Source organism: Rhodopila sp., assembly GCF_965276935.1.
GTDB lineage: Bacteria > Pseudomonadota > Alphaproteobacteria > Acetobacterales > Acetobacteraceae > Rhodopila.
This window is the reverse complement of the sequence record NZ_CBDIBS010000002.1, coordinates 407262-427568: the sequence shown is the minus strand read 5'-3', so window position 1 is coordinate 427568 and position 20307 is coordinate 407262. Positions and strand designations below refer to the sequence as shown.

19 protein-coding genes are annotated in these 20307 nt (G+C 63.3%); 5 read left to right on the top strand and 14 right to left on the bottom strand.

What is annotated here, in order from left to right; all coding sequences use genetic code 11:
- The first annotated feature begins 1424 nt into the window (after nt 1-1424).
- Entirely contained in the window at nt 1425-1751 is a 327-nt protein-coding gene (locus ACQY4S_RS04975) for a ribbon-helix-helix domain-containing protein (RefSeq protein ID WP_428484084.1), read from the top strand.
- Nucleotides 1752-2053: 302 nt separating this feature from the next.
- Here ACQY4S_RS04975 and ACQY4S_RS04970 read toward each other — a convergent pair whose 3' ends face one another.
- Nucleotides 2054-2929: an alpha/beta hydrolase gene (locus tag ACQY4S_RS04970; protein WP_428484083.1), complete on the bottom strand. Its 876-nt coding sequence runs from the start codon at nt 2927-2929 to the stop codon at nt 2054-2056.
- Between the two features lie 404 nt (nt 2930-3333).
- On the opposite strand from ACQY4S_RS04970, the gene ACQY4S_RS04965 reads away from it, so the two are divergent.
- Nucleotides 3334-3648, top strand: a complete 315-nt coding sequence (locus tag ACQY4S_RS04965) for a hypothetical protein (protein ID WP_428484082.1) — start codon at nt 3334-3336, stop codon at nt 3646-3648.
- Here ACQY4S_RS04965 and ACQY4S_RS04960 read toward each other — a convergent pair.
- From ACQY4S_RS04960 to ACQY4S_RS04930, 7 genes are all read right to left on the bottom strand, one after another.
- A complete protein-coding gene (locus ACQY4S_RS04960) occupies nt 3628-3828 on the bottom strand; it encodes a hypothetical protein (protein ID WP_428484081.1) in 201 nt (66 codons plus the stop codon). The genes ACQY4S_RS04965 and ACQY4S_RS04960 overlap by 21 nt on opposite strands.
- A gap of 304 nt (nt 3829-4132) precedes the next feature.
- The gene (locus ACQY4S_RS04955; RefSeq protein ID WP_428484080.1) at nt 4133-4321 is read right to left on the bottom strand and encodes a hypothetical protein; all 189 of its coding nucleotides are present in this window, start codon (nt 4319-4321) and stop codon (nt 4133-4135) included.
- Nucleotides 4322-4528: 207 nt separating this feature from the next.
- Complete coding sequence (locus ACQY4S_RS04950) at nt 4529-5323, bottom strand: FAD binding domain-containing protein (protein WP_428484079.1); 795 nt, start codon at nt 5321-5323, stop codon at nt 4529-4531.
- 24 nt (nt 5324-5347) lie between these two features.
- Complete coding sequence (locus ACQY4S_RS04945) at nt 5348-7753, bottom strand: xanthine dehydrogenase family protein molybdopterin-binding subunit (RefSeq protein WP_428484078.1); 2406 nt, start codon at nt 7751-7753, stop codon at nt 5348-5350.
- Nucleotides 7754-7796: 43 nt separating this feature from the next.
- Nucleotides 7797-8282 (bottom strand): (2Fe-2S)-binding protein, encoded by a 486-nt coding sequence (locus tag ACQY4S_RS04940; protein ID WP_428484077.1) that lies wholly within the window; start codon nt 8280-8282, stop codon nt 7797-7799.
- A gap of 326 nt (nt 8283-8608) precedes the next feature.
- The gene (locus ACQY4S_RS04935) at nt 8609-9064 is read right to left on the bottom strand and encodes a GFA family protein (RefSeq protein ID WP_428484076.1); all 456 of its coding nucleotides are present in this window, start codon (nt 9062-9064) and stop codon (nt 8609-8611) included.
- A 242-nt stretch (nt 9065-9306) separates the two neighbouring features.
- Complete coding sequence (locus ACQY4S_RS04930; RefSeq protein WP_428484075.1) at nt 9307-10677, bottom strand: phospholipase D-like domain-containing protein; 1371 nt, start codon at nt 10675-10677, stop codon at nt 9307-9309.
- A gap of 473 nt (nt 10678-11150) precedes the next feature.
- Here ACQY4S_RS04930 and ACQY4S_RS04925 point away from each other — a divergent pair, with 473 nt between their 5' ends.
- Nucleotides 11151-12146 carry a VOC family protein gene (locus ACQY4S_RS04925; RefSeq protein ID WP_428484074.1) on the top strand — a complete coding sequence of 332 codons (996 nt, stop codon included), beginning with the start codon at nt 11151-11153 and terminating at the stop codon, nt 12144-12146.
- 212 nt (nt 12147-12358) lie between these two features.
- The gene (locus ACQY4S_RS04920; RefSeq protein WP_428484073.1) at nt 12359-13159 is read left to right on the top strand and encodes a transglutaminase domain-containing protein; all 801 of its coding nucleotides are present in this window, start codon (nt 12359-12361) and stop codon (nt 13157-13159) included.
- Here the strand turns inward: ACQY4S_RS04920 and ACQY4S_RS04915 are convergent.
- From ACQY4S_RS04915 to ACQY4S_RS04895, 5 genes are all read right to left on the bottom strand, one after another.
- Complete coding sequence (locus tag ACQY4S_RS04915; protein WP_428484072.1) at nt 13137-14267, bottom strand: bifunctional helix-turn-helix transcriptional regulator/GNAT family N-acetyltransferase; 1131 nt, start codon at nt 14265-14267, stop codon at nt 13137-13139. The genes ACQY4S_RS04920 and ACQY4S_RS04915 overlap by 23 nt on opposite strands.
- 109 nt (nt 14268-14376) lie before the next feature.
- Nucleotides 14377-15225 (bottom strand): phosphonate ABC transporter, permease protein PhnE, encoded by an 849-nt coding sequence (gene phnE, locus ACQY4S_RS04910; RefSeq protein ID WP_428484071.1) that lies wholly within the window; start codon nt 15223-15225, stop codon nt 14377-14379.
- Nucleotides 15222-15941, bottom strand: coding sequence for a phosphonate ABC transporter ATP-binding protein (locus tag ACQY4S_RS04905; RefSeq protein WP_428484070.1), 720 nt, complete (start codon nt 15939-15941; stop codon nt 15222-15224). The genes phnE and ACQY4S_RS04905 overlap by 4 nt, the downstream gene beginning before the upstream one ends.
- A 41-nt stretch (nt 15942-15982) precedes the next feature.
- Complete coding sequence (locus tag ACQY4S_RS04900; RefSeq protein WP_428484069.1) at nt 15983-16867, bottom strand: phosphate/phosphite/phosphonate ABC transporter substrate-binding protein; 885 nt, start codon at nt 16865-16867, stop codon at nt 15983-15985.
- Between the two features lie 306 nt (nt 16868-17173).
- Nucleotides 17174-17788: a TetR/AcrR family transcriptional regulator gene (locus ACQY4S_RS04895; RefSeq protein ID WP_428484068.1), complete on the bottom strand. Its 615-nt coding sequence runs from the start codon at nt 17786-17788 to the stop codon at nt 17174-17176.
- A 117-nt stretch (nt 17789-17905) separates the two neighbouring features.
- Between ACQY4S_RS04895 and ACQY4S_RS04890 the strand changes: the two genes are divergently transcribed.
- The gene (locus tag ACQY4S_RS04890; protein ID WP_428484067.1) at nt 17906-18664 is read left to right on the top strand and encodes an SDR family oxidoreductase; all 759 of its coding nucleotides are present in this window, start codon (nt 17906-17908) and stop codon (nt 18662-18664) included.
- A gap of 165 nt (nt 18665-18829) precedes the next feature.
- Here the strand turns inward: ACQY4S_RS04890 and ACQY4S_RS04885 are convergent, their stop codons facing one another.
- Nucleotides 18830-20281 (bottom strand): glutamate synthase subunit beta, encoded by a 1452-nt coding sequence (locus tag ACQY4S_RS04885; protein WP_428484066.1) that lies wholly within the window; start codon nt 20279-20281, stop codon nt 18830-18832.
- Nucleotides 20282-20307: the final 26 nt, after the last annotated feature.

Here is a 20307-nt window from a genome sequence, read left to right as displayed (position 1 = left end):
CGCACAAAGGTAGTTGAAGTCCGAATCAACCAGCAAATTTAGGAGGCTAAAACATCCGCTTGATCCGGGAGCCTTCCATGTGGAGCTCCGAGACGCGAGCAGCGCATAATCGCGACCAGCTGCGCGACCTGAGCGATTTGACCAATGTGGAATGGCAGGTCCTCGCCTCGCTTCTCCCGCCACCCGCCAAAACTGGCCGGCATTGCTCTTAGGTGATGCGAGACCTGCTCAACGCGATCTTCTATGGGCTGCATGGCGTGGTTTCCTGGCGCATGCTGCCGCAGCACCTTCCGCCCCACCAGACGATATACCGATAGTTTGTGCGCTTCCGCGATGCTCGACGCAGACCCGGATTGACGTCAAGACTTTTGAGCGTTGGTATCATACATAAACGTTGGCCAGCTTGAGCAGCCGATAGGGCATGAATGTTGTGCGAACCGCAGCCTAGGTGAGCGCGACGTTCAGTTTATGCGTCAAATCCGATGTCGTCAGCATAGCGCGCCACGATCATATCCCGGCTTGCATGGCACCGCCGGCATTGTTCGGTCCACAGGTCGTAGACGTAATGAAGGTAGATGTTCGCCAACAACGGCGAGGGGCAGGTCGTGCGGTTCCATTTTGCCATACGGCCGGCACGCCTTGATCACGGCGCAAGCTGAACCCCATCTATTCCTCCACCCACCATAGGCTGCCTGCACGTCCAGCCATGACCAAAGTCGAGTAACCTTTCATTAACCAATGGGACATAGTATGCCGGTGGCACAGGAAAAAGGTCGCGTGCATTATGCGAAACAGTCGCAAGTCACCATGGGTCAAGCACTCTGTTTATCTAAGCCCGGCCAGCATCCTGGAAAGCGTTTTTTTTCTCAGTGCTACCGTTATTTGGAGGTATATATGATGTCGGTCATATGTGCCAACCAGCCGACATATACCCGCCGCCAGCGACTTTATCTTCAGATGGAGGAAACTTTCTGGATCAGATTGCATGCCATTGCCCGACTTGAAAGCACATCGTCCGACGCAATCATTGCACGTGCCCGGGCTCAGCACTGCACTCTCCCAGTCAGTCGCGCCGTACGAGCGTTCATCCTTAATCATTACGTTAACATCGCTGCACAGAGACCGCCACCGACGCCTTTGACACCGCCCAAAAGCATTAGGCAGGTCCTTGACCGGATACGGCACGCAGACAATTGTATCATTACTCAGCCACTCGCGAATGAGCATGATTTCACATAAACGGTTCTGGATTAGGATGGTTTAAGACAGGAACTCGCCAATTAGGATAGAAGTTATCATTGTTCGTGATATACCGGAAAGACAGGAAAAGCGCGATATTGCGCGGTGATAATAACGTCAAGCGATTGTGCCATAAAGAAAATTATCGCGCGAATTTCATTTTCCATTAACTTCTGTGTGCGCCTATGCGGCTGTCCACTATGGAGTGTGTCATGGCGAGTAGCCGTCTTGTCTTCCGTCCCATCGGCACAGCGCGGGGTCAAATCGGTATTAAACTGGAACCAGAGTTTTGGCATTGGCTCAGTCAAATTTGTGAGCGTGAGAGAATCCACCTAAGGGAACTTATCAGTCAAATTAGCGAGGCCTGCCCTGACGGCAACCTCGCCAGCACGATACGGGTCTTCGTTCTTGACTATTTCTGTGATGCGGCAACTGAGTCAGGACATACACAAGCGGGTCATGGAGAAATGCCGAGCTCCATTCTTGCATTGCGGTCATTAAAGGCGGCCTAACAGGTCACTGCTCAACCCAGCATAGCGCGGCCTGCCCCTGCAGCGCCTCTCGGACCGCATGATATGCGTCGATATGTGGCGCGTTGCTGTGCCGGCAACCGAGCGGACGCCGGCAAACAGGCCAGCGACCCAACCTGAGCCGAACGCGCCGGCGGCCCTGCGGTAGGTCGCAACGGGACGCAGTTCGCGTTTCCAGGCGTTGTTGCCGGCCGTCATCTCCGGATGCGACAGGACGGTGAATAGATGCTCGGTCAGAAATGGCGCTACAACGTCCGCCGTGAACTTGGTTGCCTACACGATAGTCAGATGTCCGGCGTGACCGCAGACGGCGGTTCCATCACGCGCGCCCGCAGCAGCGGGATGATCACCGGTGCGGCCGCGTCCGACATGCGGCGTCCGTCATGGCCGACACCGGGTACGTCGATCACCCGCCATTGCAGCGGAACATGGAGCGCCGCGGCTGCGTCCTGTGCGGTGCGCAGGTAGGTGTGGGCGCGCGCATAGCGGGTCGGCCCCTGCTTCATCGACTTTACGCCTTTGGGGAAAAACCGCCCGCTGGTCTTGGTGTCCTCGGTCCCGGCCATCAGTGTGAGCGGGAAACCCAGCAGCCTTCGCAGGTCATCCGTGGTGACGTCGGTTGCTCCCAGGCCCCAAGGCCAATCGATCGACATATCCGGCATCGCATAGGTGCCGGCGTTGGCGCTGACCGCCACCGCAACCCGATCCCGGTAGCCAAACGACAACATACGATGGACGTACTGGCCGCCGGCCGAGTGGCCGAACAGGCCGTAGCGCTCGGTGCTGGTGACGCCTTGTCCACGCAGCGTGTCGAACAGTCTGGGGCCAATGCCGAACGTCCATAGCTTCCGCGGATTGGGCGTGCCATCAATAGCGTGCAAGTTACCGAAGTTGTAGCAAAGATATTCGGGAAAGCCGGCTTGCGGGAACTCGATCGCGATCACCAGCATGCCGTTGGCATCGGCATGCGGCAGCCAATAATCCCGATAGTCCTGTCCATTGCGGCCAACCCCGTGGTGGACGAACAGCACTGGCAAGCCAGGGTGCCAAACCGTAGGCCGCGCCGAATAAAGCACCAGTTCCCGATCGGGGAGGACGGGATCGAAGTAGGGCAGGGCGTTTGGGCCCGCTTGGGCGACAAGCGGAAACAGGTCGATCATGGCTAAAGACCTTTGGACGGCACAGCGATCTTTTATCCCAGTCGGCGCATCAGAACGGGCCTGTTCGCTGTATTGAAACCAGCCGCGTGACATCCCAGCCGCGTGACACCGGCGTACGATGCAACCATTCAGGCCAGTAGCGCCATGCCAAGACGGTTTAATCAGCCACCTCTTGGTAATGCGCCGTTAATGCTCTAGCAAGGTGCCGCGAGCAAGAGAAAGGAGGCGATTATCATTACAGAAGCCGGACGCATGTTCGTAGCGTTACGAAAGGATGGACCGGCGCACGCCGCCGGGCGTCCAACAATCTATCACGCGGTTACGCCGCATTGCCGGATAGCGCTTTGCGCGACCGAACCGGGTGCGGCTTCGGGCTGGGCGGAACCGCCGTCGGAAAGCGTGACTTGCGCTGCCTGTCAGATCCGGCTGCAACGCCTGAGGTCGCGTCGCGCATCCTGAACCCTTCAATAATGCTGCCGTCCGTGACGAGGTTTACCGGCGGACGATACCATGGAGCCGAGACCAAGCCGTTTGCGGCTGCAAGCATCACAGGCTCCGGAAGGGTTGCCGAACCCTTGTCGAATATTTTGTCGATCGGCGGCAAAGAGCGCCGCAAGCGGCGATGGCATGACATGATCATGAGCGACTGGATGATCCAGTCTGGCCGACAGAACTTGAAGCAGGGTTTGTGGCAGCGCCTACCAGCGCCGGTTAATTGAGGCCCCACCTGCAAAAAGTGGGCTCGTGGCATCGTTCAGCCGCTTGTCCTGCACAATCCACGCCTCGGCTTCGGCTTCCGACTTGAAGCCCAGTATGGTCTGCCGCGTGCCGTTGGCGCCCGCCACACCGATGTTGAAACCAGAACCATCACCGACGGCCACAATCGTGTAAGTGCTCATGCACTAGATATGAACATGCATGGCAGGAATACATCAGGCGCAGAGGCCGCTCCCAAATAAGTTTTCAGCCGCTGGTCAGATCTAGCAGCCGTTACGCGATGAACGCGTCGCTGGCGGCAGCGCACGACGCTTCCGCGGTCATGGCGGGCGGAGCGCCGCCATTGGTGTTTTGCAGTGCTGGTCGTGATATGGGCAGGCATGGCCGGCGTCCGCCAATCCGGATGGAGTCGGGCGACAGTCGCTGATTCGAAACAATTGTTTCTTGCAACCATTCCCGATGGAGCAAGGGCATGGACAGTGCCCATTATTCGGGAGTGACGTCGCCTACCATGATCGCTGCCTGACCGACTGTCGTGCCGGCCGCGAGGGTATGTACACCGCCAGCAACGGTGGACAATTTGACTGAGCCCAGCTCGTTGTAGATCGCCACGACGTGCGTGGCCCGGACCTTGAGCAGGCCGCCGCCCTCGGTATCGAACGTCACCCAATCCATGGCTCGCTCCTTCTGGTTCATGCGTAGACGGGAAGCGCCCGACGCGACAGACGAGCCCTCGGCCGACATTGCCGCTACCGGACCTTCGTCACGTCAGGCACTCACGTGGCCTTCGCCGCCTGGGGCATTCAGGCGGCCTTCGCCGCCTGGGGCATTCAGGCGGCCTTCGCCAACCGAGCACTCAGGCGGCCTTCGCCGCCGGGGCATTCAGGTGGCCTTCGCCACGGCGCGCTTGGCCACCACGCCGATCAGGTGCGCGCGATACTCGGCGCTGGCGTGAATGTCGCCGTTCAGATCGTCGGCCGGCGTGGTAATTCCGGCAATCGCATCCGGCGCGAAATTCGCCGACAAGGCCGTCTCGAACGCGGTGTGCCGGAACACGCCGCCTTGGCTGGCCCCGGTAATCGCCAGACGCACAGCCGACGGAAATTTTGCCACGAACACGCCGACGATCGCATAACGCGACGCCGGGTTACGGAACTTCTCGTAGGCTGACTTCTCGGGGATCGGCATTTCGACCGAGGTGATGATCTCTCCCGGCTCCAGCGCCGTGGTGAACATCCCCTGGAAGAACTCGTCCGCCGTGATGGTGCGCCGATCGGTCTTGATCGTGCCGCCCAGTGCCAGCAGGGCCGAGGGATAGCAGGCCGCCGGGTCGTTGTTGGCAAGCGAGCCGCCCATGGTGCCGCGATGGCGCACGGCTTCATCACCAATCAAGGCTGCCTGGTACTGCAGGCCGGGGATCCTGGCCTTGATCTCCGGGCTGCTGGCGATCGCCGCATGCGTGGTCATCGCGCCAATAATGACCTTGTCGCCGCTGACGGTGATGCCGGACAGGCCGAGCTTCGACAGGTCCACCACGGAGGTCGGCTTGTTCAGCCGCTGTTTCAGCACCGGGATGAAGGTCTGGCCACCGGCGAGCGCCTTGGCTTCCATGTCGTCGGACAGCAGCTTCACCGCATCCGCCACGCTGCCGGGCTTTTCATACGCGAAATCATACATCGAAATGTTCTCCTTGCCGTCGATCTATTCCGCCGCCAGCCCCTGGGTCATGCCCGGGGGCATGCCAGGCCGAGCGGCCTGGATGATGGACCAGAGTTTGTGGCCGGTGGCGGGCATGTCCAGATGCCGCACGCCATAGTCTTTCAGCGCATCCACCACGGCGTTGATCACCGCCGGCGGCGAGCCGATCGCGCCAACCTCGCCGCAGCCTTTCGAGCCGAGGGGGTTGTGCGTACACAGGGTGTTTTCCGTGGCGACCGTCATATCGGGAATATCGTTCGCTCGCGGCATCGTATAGTCCATAAAGGAGCCCGATAGAAGCTGGCCGCCGCGATCGTAGACGGCGCTTTCCAGCAGCGCCTGGCCGATGCCTTGCGCGACGCCGCCCTGCACCTGGCCCTCGACGATCATCGGGTTGACCACTCGACCGACGTCGTCCACCGCAGTGAAGTTCACCATCTCCACGACACCGGTTTCCGGGTCGATCTCGACCTCGGCGATGTGGCAGCCGCCGGGGAAGGTGAAGTTCTTCGGATCGTAGAAGGCGGTTTCGTCGAGGCCGGGCTCCAGCGTCTCGATCGGGTAGTTGTGCGGCACGTAGGCGGCCAGGGAGATGTCCGTCAGCGTCTTCGACCGGTCGGTGCCGGCGACCGAGAAGGTGTTGTCCTTGAACTCGATGTCCTCGACCGAGGCTTCCAGCAGATGCGCGGCGATCTTCTTGCCCTTGGCGATGACCTTGTCCATCGCCTTGACCATGGCCGACCCGCCGACCGGCAGGCTGCGGCTGCCGTAGGTGCCCATGCCGAAGGGGATCTTCGCGGTGTCGCCGTGCACGATCTCGATCTGCTCGAACGGCACGCCGAGCTGGTCGACCACCAGTTGGGCGAAGGTGGTTTCGTGGCCTTGGCCGTGGCTGTGGGTGCCGGTAAAGACGGTGACGCTGCCGGTGGGATGGACACGGATTTCCGCGACCTCATACAGGCCGGCGCGGGCGCCGAGCGAGCCGACGACGGCCGAGGGCGCGATGCCGCAGGCTTCGACGTAGGTGGAGATGCCGATGCCGCGCAGCTTGCCGCGTGAAGCGGCCGCCGAACGCCTGGCCGCGAAGCCGTCCCAGTCGGCGTTCTTCAAGGCAACCTTGAAGGTCGTCTGATAGTCGCCGCTGTCATATTGCAGCGCCACCGGCGTCTGGTAGGGGAAGGCATCGGCGGGGATGAAGTTCCTGCGCCGCAGCTCGACCTTGTCGATACCGGTGTCGTGCGCGATGACGTCGACCAGGCGTTCCAGCAGGTAAGTCGCCTCCGGCCGGCCGGCGCCACGATAGGCGTCCACCGGCACGGTGTTGGTGAACACCGCCTTGACGTTGCAGTAGATCACCGGCGTCTGGTAGACGCCGGACAGCAGCGTGGCATACAGGTAGGTCGGCACCGCGGGCGCGAAAGTCGACAGGTAGGCGCCCATGTTCGCCAGCGTGGCGATGCGCAGGCCGAGGAACTTTCCCTCCGCGTCCAGTGCCATCTCGGCGGTGCTGACGTGGTCGCGGCCATGCGCATCCGACATGAAGCTTTCGTTGCGATCGCATGTCCATTTCACCGGGCGGCGCAGCTTGCCGGCGGCCCAGGTGACGATGGCTTCCTCGGCGTAGTGGTAGATCTTCGAGCCGAAGCCGCCGCCGACATCGGGTGCCACCACGCGCAGCTTGTTCTCCGGGATGTGCAGCACGAAGGCGCCCATCAGCAGGCGGATGACATGCGGATTCTGGCTGGTGGTGTACAGCGTGAAGTCGCCTGACGAGGTGTCGTAGTCGCCGATCGCCGCGCGCGGCTCCAGCGCGTTCGGGATCAGCCGGTTGTTGACTAGATCGAGTTTCACGACATGGGCGGCGCCGGCGAAGACGCCATCGACCACCGCCTTGTCGCCGATCACCCAGTCGTAGCAGATGTTGCCGGCTACACCATCATGCACCTCCGGCGCGCCGGGGGCGACCGCATCGGTCAGGTTGGCCACCGCCGGCAGGTCGGTGTAGTCGATCCCGATCAGTTCCGCCGCGTTCCTTGCCGCCTGCCGGGTGTCGGCGATGACCACGGCGACCGGATCGCCGACATGGCGGACCTTGCCGACGGCGATCACCGGGTGCGGCGGTTCGGCCATCGGCGTGCCGTCCTGGTTGTGGATCTGCCAGCCGCAGGGCACGCCACCGACCCCGTCCGCCGCCATGTCGGCGCCGACGAACACCCGCACCACGCCGGGTGCGGCGGCGGCGGCGGCCGTGTCGATTTGGTTGATCACGGCGTGCGGCCGGTCTGACCGCTTGATCACCGCGTGAAGCTGACCGGGACGGTTGATGTCGTCGGTGTAATTGCCGCGGCCGCTGAGGAAGCGCACGTCTTCCTTACGGCGAACGGAGGCGCCAATGCCCTCGAAGCCCATGATCGTTTCTCCCGGACTGTCTTATCTTCTTATGGACGGCGCTTTATTCGGCCGCCTTGGCGTGCATCAACGGATGGGCGGCGGCGATTGCCTTGACGATGTTGTGGTAGCCGGTGCAGCGGCAGAGATTGCCTTCCAGGCCCTCGCGGATTTCCTTTTCCGTCAGGCCATCGGGATGCGACTGCACCAGATCGATTGCCGTCATCACCATGCCGGGCGTGCAGAAGCCGCACTGCAGCGCATGATGCTCGCGGAACATCTCCTGCATCGGGTGCAAGGTGCCGTCGGCCGCCGCCAGACCCTCAATCGTGGTGATCTGCATGCCGTCCGCCTGCAAGGCAAGCTGGGTGCAGGATTTGACCGACATGCCGTCGATCAGCACCACGCAGGCGCCGCACTGGCTGGTGTCGCAGCCGATATGGGTGCCGGTCAGGCTCAGTTTCTCGCGCAGCAACTCGACCAGCAGGGTGCGACCTTCAACCTCCGTCGTGTGCTGCTTGCCGTTGACCGTCAGGGTGACCTGAGGCATCACGCTTTCCTTCTCATTATCGTGGTTTCGACACAAGGGGACGCCCGAGGCGTTCAGCCGCTTGGCGCGGCTGGTGCCCTGGACGATCCCGTTGTCGATCAGTTTGATCGCGACGGCGGGATGCGGTCAAGCGGGGGATGCATCGATGCGGCAACGTGATACCGGCCCGCGACCGTCTTGACCGGGTAAGGGCATGCGTTGGCCACGCCGGCGGGAGGTCGGCGTCCACGCCTTTGCCGAGACCATTGCTGCAAGCCGTGCGTCACGGGCTGGCTTGCCTCGGCTGCCTGCCGGCGAAGCCAAACCGGTTATCAAGCGGCGATGGCTTAGGTTGTTTGCTCGATAAAGGCCGAGAGCAGAGCCTGGAAACGCGCCGCTGACGGAAACTTCTCGAATCGATGAATTGCCGGCGTCTTCGCCCAAGGCAGCATTTCGCTCGTGTAGGTTTCGATAAAAGGGCTGAAAGCGCGCGCATTGTCCAACATCGTGGCGCGTATGTTGACGAACTCGTCCATGCCCTCAGGGCGCGTGAACAGCCAGCTCATGCAATGCGGACAGAACGAATGCCGTGTCGCGCCCTGCAATCCGCCGATCGTGGGTTCGCCCTTCGTCAGCTCAAAGCGACTCCTCGGATACAAAGCGCTGAGTGAGAATGCACTGGCCGTCATGCGTTGGCAGCCAGTGCAGTGGCAGGCCATGGTGATCAGAGGCTCTGCCGTGACCTTGAACCTCACCCGCCCGCAGCGACAGCCACCCTCTCGTTGGTCGTCGTGGTCCGCCATTTCCCTCTCCCTCATGCGCCAGTCACGGCACACATATCAAGACGACGGTGACCCGCACAGTACCGGTCGACGGTCCGCTCCTGGCTCTGCTACGGAGGCGTAAAGGCCGACTTGAAGCGTGCGACTTCAATGTCCGTCGGGCACACGCCCGCCACGACGGGAGAACGGCGGTGGCCGTCGGGCGAGACCGCACCGCTTGCGATTACCGCATTCGCGTCACAGCCAGTATCGCCTCGTTGACATCACATCCAGTATTGCCAGACCCGCGCCTCGATCTCCCGCACATGCTCGCGCAGCCGCCGACGCCGCCAGTTCGCCAGCTCAACCGGGTGGGCGGCCGCCATGTACTGGCGGATCACGCCCTCGACCTGTGCGGCGGCATTCTGCCCCAGGATCACCGCGTCCACCTCGTTGTTGAACACCACGCTGCGGCGATCGAGGTTGGAGGATCCGACCACCGTCCAGGTATCGTCCACCACCGCCAGCTTGGCGTGCAGCACGGCATCGCGGACCTCGAAGATCTTCGCCCCCGCCTCCAGCAGATCGCCATAGGCCGCCCGGCCGGCGTACACGGCGCTTTGCACGTCGCTGTAGGCCGGGGCCACGATGCGCACGTCGATGCCCCGCCGACTGGCCGCGGTCAGTGCCTCCCGCTCCTCGTGCGGCGGCACGAAATAGCCGCTGCACAGCCAGATGCGTTGGCGGGCGCTGTGGATCGCCGCCATCAGGGAGGCGTAATACAGCGGCCGGCGATTGCCGGGGGAGCTGCCGATGATGCGGATGGTCTGCACGCCCTGGCGGGGCAGCGGCGGAAAATAATCGGCCTGGTCCGCCGCCGGCGCCTTCTGCTCCCGCCAAGTGCCGAAAAACAGCTTCTGCAGTTCCGCCACCGCCGGCCCATCGATCCGCACCGCGACGTCGCGCCAGAACGCATGACGTGTGTCGGCATCCGGCTGAACCCCGGCCGAGGGTGGGTTTTCATAGGCCTTGTCCAGGTTGACACCGCCGGTGAAGCCGACGCGTCCATCGACGATCATGATCTTGCGGTGATCGCGGTCGTTCGGCGACCAGCCGACGCGGACGCTGAGCGGGTCCAGCGGATTGAACTCGACGACCTTCGCGCCCGCCTGGCGCAACGTGTCGAAGAAGGCGGGCGGCGTGTCGCGCGAGCCGAACCCGTCATAGATCATGTTGACCTTGACCCCGGCGCGCAGCCGGTCCAGCAGGACGCTGGACAATGGCACGCCATCCGAAACGATATCGGCAAGGATGAAGTACTCCAGGTCGATGCTATCGCGTGCCTGGGTCATGACCTGAAACATGGCGCGAAACGCCTCGGCTCCGCCCGACAACAGGGTGACCATGTTGCCGAAAACGATCGGACTGGCCGACAGGCGGCGCTGCAGGTCGTATTGCTGCTGAAGCGCCACGGTTTCGTCCGCGGCTTCACGTCCGTCGGCTGAGCCGGGTGCGGGGGAACCGCCTCCGGTCAATCCGATATCGCGAGCGGTCAGGCCGATCACTTGAGGTACTGTTGCGCATCCGCTCAGGAGCGACGCGGTGGCGATTGTCGCAAGGCGGCGGCGGCCGATGCCGTAATGCTCTGAAATCATGTTTTATCCAAATAGGTTCCGCTGATCGCAGACAGGAATAATCAGGATCGGCTGAAGCCGATAAGAAAGCAGAGCACTAGAACAAGTAGGTTTCCAAATCAATAACGTAGCCGCACAAGATTAGTTTAACCTTGGCATCAGAGCAGTTTCCGATCAGGTCGCTCCGTTTTGAATCCGTCATGGCTGGGATGACCCTCGGTCCCCGACCATGACGAATTGGTGCAACTTGATCGGAGACCGCCATAGCCAAAATGTCGACAGGCCAGGGTGTTGTGCTTGAATCATCAGGCGGAAGCGCCGTCCGCGACGGATAATTTTCGCTGTCATCATTTTCCAATATGTTAGTATGCCCGAGAGTACAACCGCAATATGTTAATTCAAAGAAACAGAATACCCGTGGACGACCGCGCGCCGCCGGTTTTGCCGCGGGATCCGGACGTGATACAGTGAAATCGTAGAACAGGAGAAGTGCCATGGAAATCCAGGCCTTGGGATATGTCGGCATCGGGTCATCCGATCTCTCCGAATGGACCAGCTTCGCCAGCGACTGGCTCGGCATGCAGATGATCGAGCGCGGCAACACGGCCCGCGCCTTTCGCATGGACGACCGCAGCCAGCGGCTGGTGGTCGACCGCTCGCTGCCCGAGGGCGACCGCTACTTCGGCTTCGACGTCGCCACCGCCGCCGACCTGCAATCGCTGGCCGCTCGGCTTGACGCCGCGAACGTGCCGGTGACGTGGGAGGCGAAAGCGCTTGCCGACCAGCGCTTCGTCAAGGAAGTGATCAGCTTCCGCGACCCGGCCGGAAATCGCTTGGAAGCCTTCCATGGCGCCGCCGTCGCCGACACGGCGTTTCGTCCGGGCCGCTCGATTTCCGGCTTCCGCACCGGAACACTGGGGATGGGCCACGTGGTGTTCCACGTCCGCAACATCGACGACCTGCTGGGGTTCTACCGGGATCTGCTTGGCTTCGGCATCAGCGACTACATCCTGACGCCGTTCCGCGCCTACTTCATGCACGTTAACGGCCGCCACCACAGCGTCGCGCTGATCGAGACCGGCAAGCAGGACCTGCACCACTTGATGATCGAGCTGTTCTCGCTGGACGACGTAGGGCAGGGCTACGACATCGCGCTGGGTGAACCAGAGCGTATCGCCACCACCCTCGGGCGGCATCCGAACGATGCGGTCACATCATACTACCTGCGCTCGCCGTCCGGCTTCATGGTGGAATACGGCTGGGGTGGCAAGGAAGTCACGCCTGGCAACTGGACTCCGACGGAGGTCACCGTCGGTCCCAGCCTGTGGGGCCACGACCGCGCCTGGCTGCCCGCCGAACAGCAGGAGAAAGCCCGGACCATGCGCCTGAAAGCCGCCGCCGACGGGGTGCGCGAACCGCTGCATGTGCTGGACGGCAACTATCGCCGGATGGAGGGCGTGTGCCCGTGGTGGGACACGATGCGGGCGTAAGAGCCCGAAGATCGACAAGCGCATTGCTCGGAGCAGCGCAATACACTCTACGACGTCATGGCGGCCGCAGGGCCGCCATCCACGGCTCTCGAGGCGCTGGTTGACCAGCGTATCAACATGGATAGATGCCAAATACCGGCAAGTCCCGCCGCTTATGGACCTCGGCTTGCCGCGTCCATGTGTGCCTTGGTGACCGCTAGAAGGAAGCAACTTTGGTAACGAGCGGCGTCGACAGGTGGACCGATCACACCCCTATGTCTGATCCGGGTAGTCACACGCCTGCCTTGGCCGGCTTTCCGGCCAACATCGATGTTCTGCATCAGGTTATTCAGGGCGTGCTTGTTCATTCGGACTGGCTGGCCGAATATGGCCTCGATGAGAAACTGCTTCATGCCGGGTCAAGGCAGACGCTTCCTGTTGCACGACGCCTGACGGACATCTTCGAGAGAGATGCGCGGCACCTGCACATTCCACGCTCGCCTGATCGAAGGGCGATCGGCACCTGCCGCGATTTCGCGTTGTTGCTGTGTGCAATGCTTCGCGGCAAAGGCGTTTCCGCTCGCATGCGCTGCGGCTTCGCGTCCTATTTCCGTGAGGGTTGGGAAGATCACTGGGTTTGCGAATATTGGGACAAATCAGCGCGGGCGTGGCGCCTGAGCGATCCGCAACTCGACCCAATACAGCGGGAGAAATGCCGCATCGAGTTTGATCCGACCGACGTTCCACGTCAATCGTTTGTCACGGCTGACAAGGCCTGGCTGGATTGCCGAGCGGGCCGGTCCAATCCCAGCCGGTTTGGCCATGGCCAGACGACCGGGCTTTGGTTCTTAAAAGTCAACCTTATCCGGGACCACTACGTGATCAACAACCAAGAGACATCCCCTTGGGACACCTGGCGGGCTGCACCATCGTCCATGCGTGCTGTCGGCGACCATGACGCCGCCATGCTGGATGCGTTGGCTGCTATGCCGGAGCGCCCGCTTGTTGAAATCAAACCCGACTGGGTGGCATAGGCTTGGCCCTGCGCACGAAACGCTGCTCCATCACCTCCTTACCCCATTGCCATCCTGGCCGCTCCTCCACCAAGGAGAAGCCTTGCGCCTCATACAGGCGCCGAGCACTATCGAGGCCTAGGAAGGTCCAGAGATGGATTTCAGCAAAGCCCTGCCGGTCACAGAAGCCGATAGCGTCCGATAGCATCCGCCGACCGATCCCTCCGCCGCGTATCCCATCATCTACAATGAACCAGCGTAAATGGGCGATACCGGGTCCCATGTCCTCGCCGTCGATCGCGATTGTACCAACTACGACGCCGGCTTGTATGGCGAGCCAGAGACAGTTGCCGGGTTTGTCCAGGCGAGCTGAGAACTCGGCCAAGCCCGCGGCAACCCCCGCCTCGAACGGACGCCCAAAGCCCGCCATCCGCGTGTAGAAGCGCGCGTGCATCTCAGCGCAGCGACCGATCGTGCCAGGCCGATACCCGGTCTCGATTTCCACGACGACCCGCTCGCTCGGCTTCCCCGTCCTGCCCGCCAAGAGCGCCGCCGCGTAAAGGGACAGACCGTCAGCTACGGTTTGGTGCTGCTCGGGGCGCAGTTTGTCCAGCGCACCCGTCAACTGCCGCCTTGCAAAGCCATTGACCGCTGCAAGCGTCGCCTGCCCCTTTGCGGTCAGCGAGAGTGGCTTGGCGCGACCGTCCTGTTCGTCCAACCCCTCCCTTATGTCACCGGATGCGACGAGCTTTTGCAGCATCCGGCTCGTGCTAGACTTCTCCAGAGCGAGGAGGTCACAAAGTTCACCGGCGGTGACAGATTCGCGTGTTCCGATTTCCAGCAGGGCATGAACCGCGGAGGGCGGCAGCCTGGTGCCAGCCAGCGTACTCCGCATGAAGCCGAGTTCCCGGACAAGCCTTCGAGAAGCCTCCCGTATAGGCTCCGCCTGGGGGTAGCGCGCTTCAGCCGTCATGCTGACCTCGCCTGTATAGTTGCATGATACAACTTTAACCTGGCATCTGGTGATCGGGAAGGACTGGTTTGGGTTGAAACCGGCTCCCGCGTCCATAATTTCGCCGGCTAGCAGCCGTTCCAGAACGGGGAAGGCTGCCTTGCTACCCGCCAACATCTCGAATCCGCGAAGTCGGATGGGCCGATTTCTAGAGCCGGCGGCCATGTCAGGCGCGCGGCCGCTGTCTGTCCACCAACGCCAAGTTAGGCCACCGGCTGATCAGCGGTTAAGCCAGCCACTCCCGGCAGACCGCCGACAGGCGTTCCGCGGCGAAGACGATGACGAACACCACGATCAGCAGCAGCGACACCTGCTGGTACTGGAACAGGTTCATCGCCGTCAGCAACTGAAAGCCGATGCCGCCGGCACCGACAAAGCCCAATACCAGGGATGAACGGATGTTCTCGTCCAGCCGATACAGCCCGATACCCGCGAGCGACGGCAGGACGGACGGGATGACGCCCTGGGTGAAGACCTGCATCCGATTCGCCCCGGTCAGCGACAGGGCGTCGATCGGCGCCATGTCCATGGTCTCGATGGTTTCGGCGAACAGCCGCCCCAGCATGCCGATCGAGTGGACCGCCAGCGCCAGGCCGCCGGGGAACGGGCCTAACCCGACGGCAGTGACGAACAGCAGCGCCCAGACCAGGTCGGGCACCGCCCGGGTGAAGCCGATGACGCCGCGCGACAGGTAGTACAGCAGGCGCGACGGCGTGACGTTGGCGGCGGCGAGCACCGAGAGCGGCAGCGCCAGGATGATCCCGGCGATGGTGCCGAACAGGCCGATGTCGATGGTTTCCAGCGCCGGCCAAGCGGCATCGGGAAGCCGCGAGAAATCCGGTGGCATGGCACGCCGGACGATGTCCACCATGCCGTGGAAGCCGGTCACCAGATCCTGCGGGCGGGCCTGCACGACGACCAGCGCCTGCACCACCACCGCCATGCCGAGAACAACCACGACCGAGCGCAGCGCGACCGCCGCGGCTCGGCCCCAGTCGGGTACGCGCGGCATGGGGGCTGTGGACGTGCCGATCCGGACATCCTTGTTCGTGGTGCCGATGCCGGGACCGTTCATGCTGCCCTCGGCAGATAGAGTGCCTGAACCTCATTGGGCGAAACCGTCTCGGACGCCCGGTCGAAGACGATCTGGCCGGCGCGCATGCCGATCAGGCGGTCGGCGAACCCGAGAGCGAGGTCAACCTGGTGCAGCACGCACAGCACCGCCAGGCCGTCGTCGTGCGCCAGGCGGCGCAGCAGGCGCATGATCTCGTTCGCGGCTTCGGGGTCCAGGCTGGCGACCGGTTCGTCGGCGAGGACCACGCTGGGGCGTTGCAGCAGGGCGCGGGCAATGGAGACGCGCTGGGCCTGGCCGCCGGACAACGTGCCGGCCCGCTGCGCGGCGAGGTGGACTAGGCCCACCTCGGCCAGGCAATCCCGCGCGGCGGGCAGTTCCGCGGCTGGCACGCCGCCCAGGCTGGTCCACAGGCCGCGCTGGCGGCCGAGCGCGCCACAGGCCACGTTGGCCAAGACGCTGCGCCGTCGGACCAGCGCCGCCTGCTGCCATATCATCGCCAGTTCCAGCCGGCATCGCCGCAACTTCTCACCGGTCAGTTCGGCGAGGTCGATGCCGTTAAGCCAGACCTGCCCCGCGCTTGGCGTCAGCGCCCGCGTGAGGCAGCGCAGCAGCGTCGTCTTGCCGCAGCCATTGCCGCCGAGGACGACCAGCAACTCGCCGGCCCGCACATCCAGGTCGACGGCCTGCAATGCCTGCGTGCCGGCTGGGTAGCGCATCGACAGCCCACGAACGGACAGGCGGGCATCCGGTGGCGCGGTCAGCTCAGTTTGTCCAGGTCGATGTTCAGGGTCTTCACCAGGTCGCGGATGCCATTGTAGGCGGCGTCGGTCTGCGGCACGAACCGCTCACCACCCAGGCCCATGATCTTGCGGTCGGCTGCCGGCAGGCTGCTGAGGTCCAGCGTCTGCAAGGCCTCGGTCAGGCGTTGCTTGAAAGCCGGCGGCAGGTCGCCGCGCACGGTGATCGGGTCGGTCGGGATCGGGTTGGACTTCCACAGGAACACCAGGTCGCCGTCCTTGTAGTGGCCGCGCTGGGTGGCTGACTGCAACTGCTCGCTGTTGAGTTCGCCGGCCTCGACCTTGTGGTTGTAGAGGGCCTCGTATGAGGCGGTGTGGCTGCCGGCGAACAGCGCCTTGATGTCCTTGTCGGGATCGATGCCGGCCTTGCGCAGGCCATAGGCCGGGAAAAGATGACCGGAGGTGGACGCCGGATCGGAGAAGGCGAAGGAATGGCCGCGGATCTCCGCCACCGTCTTGATGCCGGATGACGGGTAGGTCACCAGGCTGGCCCAGTAGGTGTCGGGCTTGCCGTCCTTGCTGCTGAACGCGGCGACGGCCTGCGCCTTGGCGATCTGGTGCGCCAGGACGTAGCCGAGCGGGCCGAATTCGCCGACCTCCAGCTTGCCGCTGCGCATCGCCTCGATCTCGGCGTTGTAGTTGGTGGCGATGTAGACCTTGACCTCGCAGCCGATCTTCTTGCCCAGCAGATCGCCGATGTGGCCGTAGATCGGCACCAGCTTGGCAGAGGTGTCGAACGGCTCGACACCGAAGCGGACGACGCCGTCGTTTGGGCAGTCGGCGGCGGTGGCGGCGCGGGCGGCCGGTGTGGCGGCGAGGATGGACGTGGCGGCGGCAAGCAGCACTGCCAGCCCGCATGATAGATTCGACTTTGTCACAAATAGCGTCCCTTGGCGAAGATTTGGCGCGGATTGTAAGCGCAAGAATGCCAAAGGTTATGACAAGCGGATTAAGTTCGTTAGCTGTTCCAAATAGCGCTTAGCAGGCCGTGAGGACGCCCCACCGGAGTGGCTGAGCAGGCTTGCCCGCTTTCATCAGTTGAAGGCGTTGGATGGCTTTCGATCAGTCTTGGCAAGACAAGGCCAGCGCCGGAAGCCTTCGGGACCGACGTAAGTGTCGCGACCACGGGCGTCGAACGCGACAGCGGCGGCTCAGGCGGGCGCACCATAGCGGAGCCCATCAACGATGAGCGCGACCATGCGTTCCGCGCGGCCCGGTCCGGCATTGTGGGCGGACATGCACAAGCTCGCCACTGCCCCCAGAAGCTCATCGGCATCGACGTCCACGCGGATCGCGCCGGCGGCGGCGGCGGCTTCAAGAAGCATACGAAAGGCCGGCCGCAGGCGCTGGTCGAAGTAACCCGGCAAGGTGTCGAACGCCGGATCCCCCGAATGCAGGGCCTTGGCGAGCCCCCGTTTGGCAGCGACGAAGGCGACGTACCGCTGCATCCAGCCCGCCAAGGCGTCGATGGGGTCGCACTCAGCCGCCAGGATCGCCGCGGCATCGGCGCAGGCATCGATCTCGCGGCGAAATACGGCTGCGATCAGGTCCGAGCGCTGTGGGAAGTGCCGGTAAAGCGTGCCCAGGCCGACACCAGCCGTCTCCGCGATCGCTCGCACCGGCGCGTCCACCCCGGAGGTTGCGAACACCTTCTTGGCCGCATGAAGCAATGCGTCGAGGCTGCGCTGTGCGTCGGCGCGCACGCGCTTGCCGGCGCCGCGTCGGGCCTCCAGGCCGTTGCCCTGGTCCTCTGGTCTGTCGCTCACTACATCCCCACTTGCAAATCGGATCAATGATCCGCATTAATACGGAACCGCGATCCGTCTAAGTTCCTAGCCGGGCCGGGCAGCGCCTTCAACAAACCGCAAAAGAGCGAAATTCCCATGCAGGACAAACCCGTCGTCTTGGTTACCGGTGCCAATCAAGGGATCGGCCTTCAGATCGCCAAGGATCTGGTGGCGCACGGTCTTACTGTGCTGGTCGGGTCCCGCAACCTCGAACGCGGCGAGGCCGCGGCCAAGCAGATTGGGCCGGACGCCCACGCGCTCCAGCTCGACGTGACGGATCAGGTGTCGGTTGCCGCGGCAGCGCAACGTGTTCGCAACGAGTTTGGCCGCCTCGACATCCTCATCCAGAACGCGGCCATCTCGAATACGAACAAGCTGCCCGGCCAGTCCGTCGAGGCGTACGCAAAGACGACCCGGCCAAGCAATGTGTCGCTCGATGAGATGCGCGCGGTGTGGGAGACGAACGTGTTCGGCGTTCTCGCCGTCTACCAGGCGATGCTGCCGCTCCTGCGAGAGACGCCGGGCGCGCGCATCGTCAACGTGTCGAGCGGCGTCGGGTCGCTGACGACGAACTCGAACCCGGCCTTTGCCTACCGCTCGATCTTCAGCCCGGTCTATCCAGCATCCAAGACCGCGCTCAACGCATTGACGGTCGCCATGGCGATAGAGCTGGAGCCGGAGGGGATCAAGGTCAACGCCGTCTCCCCAGGCTTCACCAAGACAAACCTCAACGGGTATGCGGGCACGGAGACGGTCGAGGAGGGCGCCCGCGAGGCGGTGCGCGTGGCACTGCTCGGCCGCGACGGCCCGACAGGCACGTTCACGCGCTGGGAAAATGCAACAATCCCGTGGTGATCGGCAGGAAGGGCAGCTAGGCGTAGCAAACGTCTGTCCCACGCAGGGCTTCGCGCTGCCTGGCGGAGCCTAATGACCGAAAATTCTTGCAACCTTTGCAGGGCCTTTGTGTTGCGGAACCAGGCGGGTGTGCCTGACCGGCAGCATCGATCTGTCCAAACACGCTCACCGCGGCAGCGTGCTGCTCCCCATTAGAAACAGATCCACCGCGCGGGCGCATTGGCGGCCCTCGCGGATCGCCCAGACCACCAGCGACTGTCCGCGCCGCATGTCGCCAGCGGTGAACAGACCGTCGCGGGAGGTGCGGTATTCGACCGTGTTGGCCAACACGTTGCCGCGTGGGTCCAGTTCCACCCTGGCCTGCTCCAGCAGTGAACCGCGCCGAGGGCCCAGGAACCCCATCGCCAGCAGAACCAGATCAGCCTTCATCTGGAAGTCGCTGCCGGCGACTTCGTGCATCGTCATCCGCCCGTCCGGCGTGCGCTCCCATTCCACACGAACGCAGGTCAGCGCCTCGAGGCGGCCGTTCGAGCCGGTGGCGCTTTTGGTCAGCACCGCCCAGTCGCGTTCGCAGCCCTCATCATGGGCGTACGACGAGCGCAGCTTGGTTGGCCAGTCGGGCCAGACCATCGCCTTGTTCTCATGCACCGGGGGCTTGGCCATGATCTCGATCTGGGTGATCGAGGCGGCACCCTGGCGGGCCGAGGTGCCGATGCAGTCGGCTCCGGTGTCGCCGCCGCCGATCACGACGACATGCTTGCCGCGGGCGCTGAGCGTGCCGAACGGCGCGGCGGCGGCTTCATCGTCGCCGGCGTCCCGCTTGTTCTGCTGCGTCAGGAAATCCATCGCGTAATGGATGCCCTCCAGGTCGCGGCCGACCACGTCCAGGTTGCGCGGCCACTCGGCGCCGCCGGTCAGCACCACCGCGTGGTACTCCGCCAGCAGCACATCGATCGAGACGTCCTTGCCGACTTCGGTGCTGGTCTGGAACGTCACCCCCTCGGCCGCCATCTGGTCAACCCGGCGGTCGATCAGGTGCTTTTCCATCTTGAAGTCGGGGATGCCGTAGCGCAGCAGGCCGCCGATCCGGTCCTCCCTTTCAATCAGGGTCACCGCGTGGCCAGCGCGGGCAAGCTGCTGCGCGCAGGCCATGCCGGCGGGTCCCGAGCCGACCACCGCCACCGTCTTGCCGGTCCGCTGCTCGGGCGGCAGCGGCGTGATCCAGCCTTCCGCCCAGCCGCGATCGACGATGGCGCATTCGATCGTCTTGATGGTCACCGGGTTGTCGTCGATGTTCAGCGTGCAGGACGCCTCGCACGGGGCCGGGCAGATGCGGCCGGTGAATTCAGGAAAATTGTTGGTGGAGTGCAGGTTGACCAGCGCCTGCCGCCACTGCTCCTGATAGACCAGATTGTTCCAGTCGGGGATCTGGTTGTTGACCGGGCAGCCATTGTGACAGAACGGGATGCCGCAATCCATGCAGCGCGCCGCCTGGCCATTGAGTTCTTCCGGCGACAGCGGCCTGACGAACTCGGTGAAGCTTTTCAGCCGTATCTCGGGCTTTTCATAGGCGCGGTCGCGCCGCTCGATTTCGAGGAAGCCGGTGGTCTTACCCATGGTCGTCTCCGAAGACCCGCACGCGG

What these genes read in the sequence shown, in the direction of transcription:
- ACQY4S_RS04975 (WP_428484084.1), top strand. Translation starts at nt 1,425, where the DNA reads ATGCGGCTGTCCACTATGGAGTGTGTCATGGCGAGTAGCCGTCTTGTC.
- ACQY4S_RS04970 (WP_428484083.1), bottom strand. Translation starts at nt 2,929, where the DNA reads ATGATCGACCTGTTTCCGCTTGTCGCCCAAGCGGGCCCAAACGCCCTG.
- ACQY4S_RS04960 (WP_428484081.1), bottom strand. Translation starts at nt 3,828, where the DNA reads ATGAGCACTTACACGATTGTGGCCGTCGGTGATGGTTCTGGTTTCAAC.
- ACQY4S_RS04955 (WP_428484080.1), bottom strand. Translation starts at nt 4,321, where the DNA reads ATGGATTGGGTGACGTTCGATACCGAGGGCGGCGGCCTGCTCAAGGTC.
- ACQY4S_RS04950 (WP_428484079.1), bottom strand. Translation starts at nt 5,323, where the DNA reads ATGTATGATTTCGCGTATGAAAAGCCCGGCAGCGTGGCGGATGCGGTG.
- ACQY4S_RS04945 (WP_428484078.1), bottom strand. Translation starts at nt 7,753, where the DNA reads ATGGGCTTCGAGGGCATTGGCGCCTCCGTTCGCCGTAAGGAAGACGTG.
- ACQY4S_RS04940 (WP_428484077.1), bottom strand. Translation starts at nt 8,282, where the DNA reads ATGCCTCAGGTCACCCTGACGGTCAACGGCAAGCAGCACACGACGGAG.
- ACQY4S_RS04935 (WP_428484076.1), bottom strand. Translation starts at nt 9,064, where the DNA reads ATGGCGGACCACGACGACCAACGAGAGGGTGGCTGTCGCTGCGGGCGG.
- ACQY4S_RS04930 (WP_428484075.1), bottom strand. Translation starts at nt 10,677, where the DNA reads ATGATTTCAGAGCATTACGGCATCGGCCGCCGCCGCCTTGCGACAATC.
- ACQY4S_RS04925 (WP_428484074.1), top strand. Translation starts at nt 11,151, where the DNA reads ATGGAAATCCAGGCCTTGGGATATGTCGGCATCGGGTCATCCGATCTC.
- ACQY4S_RS04915 (WP_428484072.1), bottom strand. Translation starts at nt 14,267, where the DNA reads ATGTTGGCGGGTAGCAAGGCAGCCTTCCCCGTTCTGGAACGGCTGCTA.
- phnE (WP_428484071.1), bottom strand. Translation starts at nt 15,225, where the DNA reads ATGAACGGTCCCGGCATCGGCACCACGAACAAGGATGTCCGGATCGGC.
- ACQY4S_RS04905 (WP_428484070.1), bottom strand. Translation starts at nt 15,941, where the DNA reads ATGCGCTACCCAGCCGGCACGCAGGCATTGCAGGCCGTCGACCTGGAT.
- ACQY4S_RS04890 (WP_428484067.1), top strand. Translation starts at nt 17,906, where the DNA reads ATGCAGGACAAACCCGTCGTCTTGGTTACCGGTGCCAATCAAGGGATC.
- ACQY4S_RS04885 (WP_428484066.1), bottom strand. Translation starts at nt 20,281, where the DNA reads ATGGGTAAGACCACCGGCTTCCTCGAAATCGAGCGGCGCGACCGCGCC.